This window comes from Kitasatospora sp. NPDC059146 (assembly GCF_042786665.1).
In the GTDB taxonomy this organism is placed as follows: Bacteria; Actinomycetota; Actinomycetes; order Streptomycetales; family Streptomycetaceae; genus Kitasatospora.
The window spans coordinates 22,404-32,952 of sequence record NZ_JBHZCY010000057.1 but is presented as its reverse complement, the minus strand read 5'-3'; the positions used below and the strand labels follow the sequence as shown (position 1 = coordinate 32,952).

Genomic DNA, 10,549 nt, shown 5'->3' with positions numbered 1-10,549 from the left:
GGGCATCTCAGACCTCCGTTCCGGGATGGTTGAGTTCGTCGTCGAGCGCGGCGAACAGTTCCTCGTCGCTGGCCGTCGCGAGGTCCTCGGCGCGCTCGCCCTCGCCGTCGCCTTCGGCCGGGGTGTCGTCCAGGCGCCAGAGCAGCTCGCGCAGCCTCCGGCCGACCGCTCCCCGGACGCCGTCCGCGGCGGCCAGCGCGGGCAGCAGGGACTCCAGCCGGTCGAGCTCGCGCAGGAACGGGTCCGGCGCGGCCTCGTCCTCGGGGGCCAGGGCCCGGTGCAGGTGGGCGGCCAGCGCCGACGGGGTCGGATGGTCGAACACCGTGGTCGGGGCCAGCCGCAGGCCGGTGGCCGCCCCCAGGCGGTTGCGCAGTTCGACGGCGGTGAGCGAGTCGAAGCCGATCTCCTTGAAGGCCTGGTCGGCGGCGACGGTTCCGGCAGCGACAGTTCCGGCCCCGCCGTGGCCCAGGACGGCGGCGGCCTGGCCGAGCACCAGGTCGAGCAGGGCCTCGGCCCGCCCGGCCGGGTCCAGGCCGGCGAGCCGGTCCGACAGCGGGGCCGGGCCTCCGGCGGCGGGCGCGCCGGCGGCGCTGCGCCGGGCGGGGGCGCCCGCCAGCGAGCGCAGCAGCGCGGGTACGGTCCCGGCGGCCCGGCCCGCCCGCAGGTCGAAGCGGGTGGTGACGACGGCCGCCCGGCCGGTGGCGCGGGCCGCGTCCAGCAGGGCGAGGCCCTCCCGGTCGGTGAGCGGCACCAGGCCGCCCCGGGCCAGTCGGGCCCGGTCGCCGTCGGTGAGCCGGCCGGTCAGTCCGCTGGCCCGCTGCCACAGGCCCCAGGCGAGCGAGGTCGCGGGCAGGCCCTCGGCGGCGCGGCGGTGCGCGAGGCCGTCCAGGTAGGCGTTGGCCGCCGCGTAGTTGGCCTGTCCGCCGCCCCCGAGCACCCCGGAGACGGAGGAGAACAGCACCAGGTCGGCGAGGTCGGCGTGCCGGGTCAGCTCGTCCAGGTGGCGGGCGGCCCGGGCCTTGGGGGCCAACACGGCCTCCAGCGCGGCCGGGTCGAGGGCCTCCAGAACGCCGTCCGCGAGGGCGCCGGCGGCGTGCACCACCAGCGTCAGCGGGTGCTCGGCGGGGACGGAGTCGAGCAGCGCGGCCAGCGCCGCCCGGTCGGCGACGTCCACCGCGGCGACGGTCACCTCGGCGCCGAGGCCACCGAGTTCGGCGGCCAGTTCAGCGGCGCCCGCCGCCTCGGGGCCGCGCCGGCCCGCCAGCAGCAGGTGCCGGGCGCCGTGCTCGGTCACCAGGTGCCGGGCCGTCAGCGCGCCGAGGGTGCCGGTGCCGCCGGTGACCAGCACGGTGCCGGCCGGGTCGAGCGGCGCGGGGACGGTCACCACGACCTTGCCGGTGTGCCGGGCCTGGCCGAGGTGGCGCAGCGCCTCCCCGGCCCGGGCGACCGGCCAGGCGGTGATCGGCGGCAGGGTCAGCACCCCGCGCTCGAACAGCGCCAGCAGCTCGGTCAGCAGCTCGCCGATCCGCTGCGGACCGGCCTCCAGCAGGTCGAAGGAGCGGTAGCGCACGCCCGGGTACTGCTCGGCGATCCGGTCGGCGTCGCGCAGGTCGGCCTTGCCCATCTCGACGAAGCGGCCGCCGCGCGGCAGCAGCCGCAGCGAGGCGTCGACGAAGTCCCCGGTGAAGGAGTTCAGCACCACGTCCACCCCGGCGCCGTCCGTCCCGGCGAGGAAGAGCCCCTCGAAGTCGAGGGTGCGGGAGGAGGCGGTGCGGGCCGGGTCGACGCCCAGCGCCGCCAGGGTGTCCCACTTGCCGGGCCCGGCTGTCCCGTACACCTCGGCGCCCAGGTGGGCGGCGAGCTGGACGGCGGCGATGCCGACGCCGCCGGCCGCCGAGTGCACCAGCAGCCGCTCGCCCGCGCGGAGCCCGGCCAGGTCGACCAGGGCGTAGTGGGCGGTCAGGTAGGCGGCGGGGACGGCGGCGGCCTGGGCGAAACTCCAGCCGGCCGGGACGCGGGCCAGCAGCCGGTGGTCGGTGACCGCGACCGGGCCGATGCCCCCGGACACCAGGCCGGTGACCCGGTCGCCGGGCGCCAGGCCGGTCACGCCCGGGCCGACCTCGGTGACCACGCCGGCCGCCTCGGTGCCGAGCAGGGCGCGGTCCGGGTAGACGCCGAGGGTGATCAGCACGTCACGGAAGTTCAGTCCGGCGGCCCGTACGGCGATCCGCACCTCGCCGGGGGCGAGCGGGCGGGCGGCGTCCGGGGCGGGGAGCAGGGCCAGCGCGTCCAGGGTGTCCCCGGTGGGGGCGAGCCGCCAGGGGCCGTCCCCGGGGGCGGTGAGCTCGGGCCGGGCGGGCAGCGGGACGACCGCCGGGGCGAGCAGCGCGCCCCGGCGCAGGGCGAGTTGGGGCTCGTCCCGGGCGAGGGCGGTGCCCAGCGCCGCCCGGGAGTCGGGGTGCCCGTCGGTGTCCAGCAGGCGGAACCGGCCGGGGTGCTCGGTCTGGGCGCTGCGCAGCAGGCCCCAGAGGGCGGCCGCGACCGGCCGGACCGGGCGGTCGGCGGGGCCGGTGTGCTGGGCGTCGCGGGTCAGCACGGCGAGCCGGGTGTCGGCCAGGTGGTCCTGGGCGAGCCAGCGCTGGACGAAGCCGAGCAGGGCGGCGGTGGCGGCGGCGGGGTCCTGGTCCTGGTTCGGGTTCGGGGCCGTCGGCTCGGGGAGGGTGAGCGGGAGGACGGCGAGGGCGGGCGGGTCGGTGGCGAACAGGCTTGCGGGGTCGGGGAGTTCTGCCGGGTCGGTGGGGTCGGTGGGGTCGGCGGAGAGGTGGTGCTCGGGCAGTTCGACCACCGCCCGGTCGGCGGGGACGGCCGCCGACGGGGGCACGGGCGTCCAGTCCAGGTGGTACAGGCCGTCGGCCCGCCCGACCGGCCGGGCGGCGGCGAGGGCGCCCGGGGCGAGCGGGCGCAGGGCGATCCGCTCGGCGGTGAGCACCGGCCCGCCGAGCGGGTCGGTGGCGGTCAGCGCGACCGAGTCGGCGCCGTGCCGGGTCAGCCGGACCCGCAGGGTGGTGGCGGCCGTGGCGGCGAGGGTGACGCCGGTCCAGGCGAAGGGGAGTGCCGTTCCCCGGTCGGCGTCCTCGGGGTCGCTCTCCTCGCGAGTGCCGTTCGCGGGGGCGGTGAGGCCGGCGGCGAGCGGGTGCAGGGCGGCGTCCAGCAGGGCGGGGTGGATGCCGTAGCGGGCGGCGTCCGGGTGCGCGGGCTCGGGGAGTCGGACCTCCGCGTAGACGGCATCACCGGCGCGCCACAGGGCGCGGACGCCCTGGAAGGCCGGGCCGTAGTCGTAGCCGCGGTCGGCGAGGCCGGGGTAGAGGTCGGCCGGGTTCACGGGGGTGGCGCCGGGCGGGGGCCAGGCCGCGGGCCGGTCCTCGGGCCGGTCCGCGGGGGCGGCGGCGGACGGGTGGTCCGGGAGGAGCAGGGCGGTGGCGTGCCTGGTCCACGGCTCCTGCGGGCCGGCGGCCGCCGGGCGGGAGTGGACGGCGAGCGCACGGGCGCCGTCGGTGTCCGGCGGTTGGACGGTGGTCTGCAGGTGCACGGCGCCGTCGTCGAGCAACAGCGGTGCCTCCAGGGTCAGTTCGGCCAGGGCCGGGACGGCGGCCCGGTGGCCGGCGTGCAGGGCGAGTTCGACCAGCGCGGTCGCGGGCAGCAGCGGGGTGCCGGTGACGGCGTGGTCGAGCAGCCAGGCGTGGGTGCCGGTGGAGATCCGGCTGGTGTAGAGCGCGGTGCCGTCCGGCAGGTCGGTGGTGGCGCCCAGCAGTGGGTGGTCGGCGCTCTGGAGGCCGAGGTGGCCCGGGTCGCTGATGTCCGGGGCGGGGTCGAGCCAGTAGTGCTCGTGCTGGAAGGGGTAGGTGGGGAGGCCGGGCGGGGTGGTGGGGGTGGTGAGGGGCCAGCTGAGGCGGTGGCCGTGGAGTTCGACGGCGGCCAGGGCCTGGAGCAGCGGCTGATCGTCCTCGCGGTTGCGGCGCAGGGTGCCGGTGACCAGAGTCTCCAGGGCGTCCGGGTGTTCCGTCAGGGTCTCCTGGATGCCGACGGTCAGCACGGGGTGGGCGCTGGCCTCCACGAAGGTCGTGAAGCCCTCGGCGGCCAGGGTGCGGACGGTGTCCTCGAAGCGGACCCGGCTGCGCAGGTTGCGGAACCAGTACCCGGCGTCCAGCTCCGCAGTGTCCAGCGGCCCGGCCGTGACGGTCGAGTAGAACGGGATCTCCGACGGCTGGGGGTTGATGTGTGCCAGCAGGTCGAAGAGTTCGGTGCGCAGGGGATCGACCTGGGAGGAGTGCGAGGCGTAGTCCACCGGGACCCGCCGCACCCGTACGTCCTGCTCCTCGCCCCAGGTCACCAGCTCGCCGATCGCCGTCGCGGTCCCGGAAACCACCGTCGAGGAAGGCCCGTTGACCGCCGCGACCTCCAACGCACCGTCCCAGCGGGCGATCAGCGCCTCCACCTCCGCCACCGGCAGCGGCACCGACGCCATCCCGCCGTCACCCGCCACCACCCGAATCGCCTTGCTGCGCAAGGCCACCACGGCCGCAGCGTCCTCCAGGCTCAACGCCCCCGACACCGCCGCCGCCGCGATCTCGCCCTGCGAATGACCCACCACCGCGTCCACCGGCAACCCGTACGAACGCCACAGCCCCGCCAGCGACACCATCACCGCCCACAGCACCGGCTGCACCACGTCCACCCGCTCCAACAGGACCGGATCCCGCAGCGCCTGCCCCAACTCCCACTCCACATAGGGCTCCAGGGCCCGACCGGCGTCGGCCAGCAATGCGGCGAACACCGGAGACGACTCGGCCAGCGCCACCCCCATTCCCACCCACTGCGAACCCTGCCCCGGGAACACCAGCACCACTCGACCCGGCGAGGACGCCACCCGACCCGACACCACCGCCGGATGGTCGGTCAGCGCACGGAGTGCGGCCACCACCTCGGCGCGCTCGCCCGAGGCGACGGCGGCGCCGTACCCGTGCCGGGCGCCGCGGGTCAGCGTCCAGGCCGCGACCTCGGACAGGCCGACCCGGGCACCCGGGCCCTCCAGCCAGTCCGCCAGCCGCTCGGCCGCCGCACCCAACGCCGCCTCCGAGCGCGCCGAGAGCAGCACCGGGGCGACCGTAGGAACCGGCTCCACCTGAGGCCCGGTGGCGGCCGGGGCCTCCTCCAGGATCACGTGCGCATTGGTGCCGCTCATCCCGAAGGCCGAGACCCCCGCACGGCGCGGCCGCTCGCCCGGCGCCCAGTCCACCGGCGAGCGCAGCAGCTCGACCGCACCGCTCCCCCATTCGACGGCGCCGGTCGGCTCGTCGATGTGCAAGGTGCTCGGCAGCACCCCGTGCCGCAGTGCCTGCACCATCTTGATCACGCCCGCCACCCCGGCCGCCGCCTGGGCGTGCCCGATGTTGGACTTCACCGACCCCAGCCACAAGGGCCGCTCGGCGGGCCGGTCCTGACCGTAGGTGGCCAGCAGCGCCTGCGCCTCGATCGGATCCCCGAGCCGGGTCCCCGTGCCGTGCGCCTCCACCGCGTCCACATCCGCCGCGCCCAGCCCGGCCGCCGCCAGCGCCGCCCGGATCACCCGCTCCTGCGAGGGCCCGTGCGGGGCGGTCAGGCCGTTCGAGGCACCGTCCTGGTTGACGGCGGTGCCGCGCACCACCGCCAGCACCGGGTGGCCGTTCGCCCGGGCGTCGGAGAGCCGTTCGACCAGCAGCAGCCCGACGCCCTCGGAGAAGCCGGTGCCGTCGGCAGCGGCCGCGAAGGCCCGGCAGCGGCCGTCCGGCGACAGGCCGCGCTGGCGGCTGAACTCGATCAGGGTGTCCGGGGTGGACATCACGGTGGCGCCGCCGACCAGGGCGAGGCTGCACTCGCCGGAGCGCAGCGCCTGGCCCGCGAGGTGCAGGGCGACCAGGGAGGAGGAGCACGCGGTGTCCACCGTCACCGCCGGACCCTCGAAGCCGTAGGTGTACGCGATCCGCCCCGAGGCCACGCTGCCCGCGCTGCCGGTGCCGAGGTAGCCCTCCGCCTCGGGGGCGGAGCCGCGCACCCGGCCGCCGTACTCGGTGTAGATCAGGCCGGTGAAGACGCCGACCGGGGTCCCGCGCAGCGCCGCCGGGTCCAGGCCGGCGCTCTCCAGCGCCTCCCAGGAGGTCTCCAGCAGCAGGCGCTGTTGCGGGTCCATCGCGACGGCCTCGCGCGGGTTGATGCCGAAGAACGCCGGGTCGAAGTCGGCCGCGCCGGTCAGGAAGCCGCCGTGCCGGGTGTAGGAGGTGCCGGTGCGCTCCGGGTCCGGGTCGTACAGCCCGTCCAGGTCCCAGCCCCGGTCGGCCGGGAACTCCGAGACCGTCTCCCGGCCCTCGGCGACCAGCCGCCACAGCTCCTCCGGCGAGCCCACCCCGCCCGGGTAGCGGCACGCCATCCCGATGATCGCGAGCGGTTCGTCGGCGGCGGCCCGGGTACGGGCGGGCGCGGTGACCGGTGCGCTGCCGCTGCGGCGCAGCAGGTCGCCGAGGTGCTCGGCGAGGGCGCGCGGGCTGGGGTGGTTGAACACCAGGGTCGGCGGCAGCTTGAGTCCGGTGGCGGCGGCGATCCGGTCACGCAGTTGGACGGCCGTGAGGGACTCGAAGCCGAGGTCGCGGAAGGCCCGGTCGGGGTCGAGTTCGGCGGGGGTGGCGTAGCCGAGGACGGCGGCGACCTCTCCGCGCACCAGCTCGCGCAGCTGCCGCTCCAGCTCGGCGCCGGACAGTCGGCGGAGGCGCTCGACGGCACCGCCCTCCCCCGCCGTACGCCCGGCGGCCCGGCGGGCCGGGGTGCGGGTGGGCCGGGCCGGGCCCCGGGGGGCGGGGGCGGTCAGCCGGTCGACGGCGACCGGGCGCAGCACCAGGGTGTCGACGGTGAGGACGGGGGCGCCCTCGGGGTCGACGGCCCGGAGGCGGAGGGTGTCCTGGTCCAGGCGGTCCAGCCGCACCCGCAGCGCGGTGGCGCCGACCGCGTGCAGGCCGAGGCCGTTCCAGGCGAACGGCAGCCGCAGTTCGGCGGGGCGGTCCGGGCCGTCGGCCGCCGCCTCGGCCTGGAGGGCGGCGTCCAGCAGGGCGGGGTGGATGCCGTAGCGGGCGGCGTCGGGGTGCGCGGGCTCGGGGAGTTCGACGGTCGCGTAGAGCACGTCGCCGTGCTGCCAGGCGGCGCGCAGGCCCTGGTAGGTCGGGCCGTAGCCGACCTCGGCGGCGGCGAACCGCGCTGCGGCGGTGGCGAGTTCGAGGGGGACGGCCTCGGCCGGGGGCCAGTCGGCGGGGAAGTCCTCGGTGGGGAAGTCCTCGATGGGGGTGGCCGGTTCGGCCGGCTCGGCGGCCAGGGTGCCGGTCGCGTGGTGGGTCCAGTCGCCCGCGCCGCCGTGCTCGGGGCGGGAGTAGACGTCGAAGGTCCGACGGCCGTCCCGGTCGGCGGCCGGGACGAGGACCTGGAGGTCGAGCACCGCCCCGCCGAGGGTCAGCGGCGCCAGCAGGACGAGTTCGTCCACCCCGGAGGAGCCTGCCGACTCGGCGGCGGCCAGGGCGAGTTCGGCGAAGCCCGTCCCCGGGAACAGGACCGTCCCGGCGACGGTGTGCTCGGCCGACCAGGGGTGGCTGCGCGGGGAGAGGCGGCCGGTGAGGACCAGCCCGCCGTCGTCGGCGCGTTCGACACTCGCGCCGAGCAGGGGGTGGGCGGACGCGTCCGGGCCGCCCGCGTGAGTGGGGGCGTCGAGCCAGTGGCGACGGTGCTGGAAGGGGTAGGTGGGGAGGCCGGGTGGGGTGGTGGGGGTGGTGAGGGGCCAGTCGAGGCGGTGGCCGTGGAGTTCGACGGCGGCCAGGGCCTGGAGCAGCGGTTGGTCGTCCTCGCGGTTGCGGCGCAGGCTGCCGGTGACCAGGGTGTCCGGGGCGTCCGGGTGTTCGGCCAGGGTTTCCTGGATGCCGACGGTCAGCACCGGGTGGGCGCTGGCCTCCACGAAGGTGGTGAAGCCGTCCTCGGCCAGGGCGCGGACGGTGTCCTCGAAGCGGACCCGGCTGCGCAGGTTGCGGAACCAGTACCCGGCGTCAAGGGCGCTGGTGTCCAACAGGGTTCCCGTGACGGTGGAGTAGAACGGGATGTCGGCGGGCTGGGGGTTGATGTGTGCCAGCAGGTCGAGGAGTTCGGCCTCAAGGGGTTCGACCTGGGCGGAGTGCGAGGCGTAGTCCACCGGGACGCGCCGTACCCGTACCTCCTGCTGTTCACCCCAGGTCACGAGTTCGCCGATCGCCGTCGCGGTCCCGGAAACCACCGTCGAGGACGGCCCGTTGACCGCCGCGACCTCCAACGCACCCTCCCAGCGGGCGATCAGGGACTCCACCTCCGCCACCGGCAGCGGCACCGATGCCATCCCACCGTCACCCGCCACCGCCCGAATCGCCTTGCTGCGCAGGGCCACCACGGCCGCAGCATCCTCCAGGCTCAACGCCCCCGACACCGCCGCCGCCGCGATCTCGCCCTGCGAGTGCCCCACCACCGCGTCCACCGGCAACCCGTACGAGCGCCACAGCCCCGCCAGCGAGACCATCACCGCCCACAGCACCGGCTGCACCACGTCCACCCGCTCCAACAGGACCGGATCCCGCAACGCCTCCGCCAACTCCCAATCCACATAAGGCTCCAGCGCCCGGCCGGCGTCGGCCAGCAACGCGGCGAACACCGGAGACGACGCGGCCAGCGCCACCCCCATCCCCACCCACTGCGAACCCTGACCTGGGAACACCAGCGCCACCCGACCCGGCGAGGACGCCACCCGACCCGACACCACCGCCGGGTGTGCCGACCGCCCGGCCAACGCCCGCAGTCCGCCGATCAGTTCAGCCCGGTCCGGCGAGGCCACGGCGGCCCCGAAGCGGTGCCGGGCACTGCGGGTGAGCGTCCAGGCCGCGACCTCCGCGAGCCCGGCCTGCGCGCCCTCGCCGTGCTCCAGCCAGTCCGCGAGCCGCTCGGCCGCCGCGCCCAACGCCGTCTCCGAGCGCGCCGAGAGCAGCACCGGGGCGACCGTAGGAACCGGCTCCGCCTGAGGCCCGGTGGCGGCCGGGGCCTCCTCCAGGATCACGTGCGCGTTGGTGCCGCTGATCCCGAAGGCGGAGACCCCCGCCCGGCGCGGCCGCTCGCCCGGCGCCCAGTCCACCGGCGAGCGCAGCAGCTCCACCCCGCCGACGGACCAGTCCACCTCCCCGGTCGGCTCGTCGACGTGCAGGGTGGCGGGCAGCACGCCGTGCCGCAGCGCCTGCACCATCTTGATCACGCCCGCCACCCCGGCCGCCGCCTGGGCGTGCCCGATGTTGGACTTCACCGAACCCAGCCACAACGGCCGCTCGGCGTCACGACCCTGACCGTAGGTGGCCAGCAGCGCCTGCGCCTCGATCGGATCCCCGAGCCGCGTCCCCGTGCCGTGCGCCTCCACCGCGTCCACATCCGCGGCGCCCAGCCCGGCCGCCGCCAGCGCCGCCCGGATCACCCGCTCCTGCGAAGGCCCGTGCGGGGCGGAGAGCTGGCTGCTGGTGCCGTCCTGGTTGACGGCCGAGCCGCGCACCACCGCCAGCACCGGGTGGCCGTTCGCCCGGGCGTCGGAGAGCCGTTCCAGGAGCAGCAGGGCCACCCCCTCGCCCCAGCCGGTGCCGTCCGCGCCCGCCGAGAACGCCTTGCAGCGGCCGTCCGGCGACAGCCCGCGCTGGCGGCTGAACTCGACGAAGGTGTTGGGGGTGGCCATCACGGTGGCCCCGCCCGCGAGCGCCAGCGTGCACTCGCCCGAGCGCAGCGCCTGCGCGGCCAGGTGCAGGGCGACCAGGGAGGAGGAGCACGCGGTGTCCACCGTCACCGCCGGACCCTCGAAGCCGTAGGTGTACGCGATCCGCCCCGAGGCCACGCTCGGCGCACTGCCGATGCCGACCTGTCCCTCGACGGCGGCCGGCAGCGGGTTGAGCCGCGAGCCGTAGTCGTTGTACATGATCCCGGTGAAGACGCCGACCGGGGTCCCGCGCAGCGCGGCCGGGTCCAGGCCAGCGCTCTCCAACGCCTCCCAGGTGGTCTCCAGCAGCAGCCGCTGCTGGGGGTCGATGGTGCTGCTCTCGCGGGGGCTGATGCCGAAGAACTCGCCGTCGAAGCCGGCTGCCGCGGCCAGGAAGCCGCCGTGCCGGGTGTAGGAGGTGCCGGTGCGCTCCGGGTCCGGGTCGTACAGCGCGTCCAGGTCCCAGCCCCGGTCGGCCGGGAACTCCGAGATCGCGTCCCGGCCCTCGGCGACCAGCCGCCACAGCTCCTCCGGCGAGCCCACCCCGCCCGGGTAGCGGCACGCCATCCCGACGACGGCGATCGGCTCCGTGGACCTGGCCTCGGCCTCTTCCAGTCGCAGGCGGGTGTCCTGGAGGCTGGCGCTGACCCGCTTGAGGTAGTCGCGGAGCTTCTCGTCGTTCGACATGCGTGCTCTGCCCTTCGATGGTTCGAGGTGTGGCGGGGCCGG

The 10,549-nt window shown here is 76.6% G+C and carries 1 pseudogene; it reads right to left on the bottom strand.

Annotation, left to right across the window (positions count from 1 at the left end):
- Positions 1-7: 7 nt before the first annotated feature.
- A pseudogene (locus tag ACFXPX_RS23590) lies at positions 8-10,489 on the bottom strand (SDR family NAD(P)-dependent oxidoreductase); the annotation flags it as partial.
- Positions 10,490-10,549 lie beyond the last annotated feature (60 nt).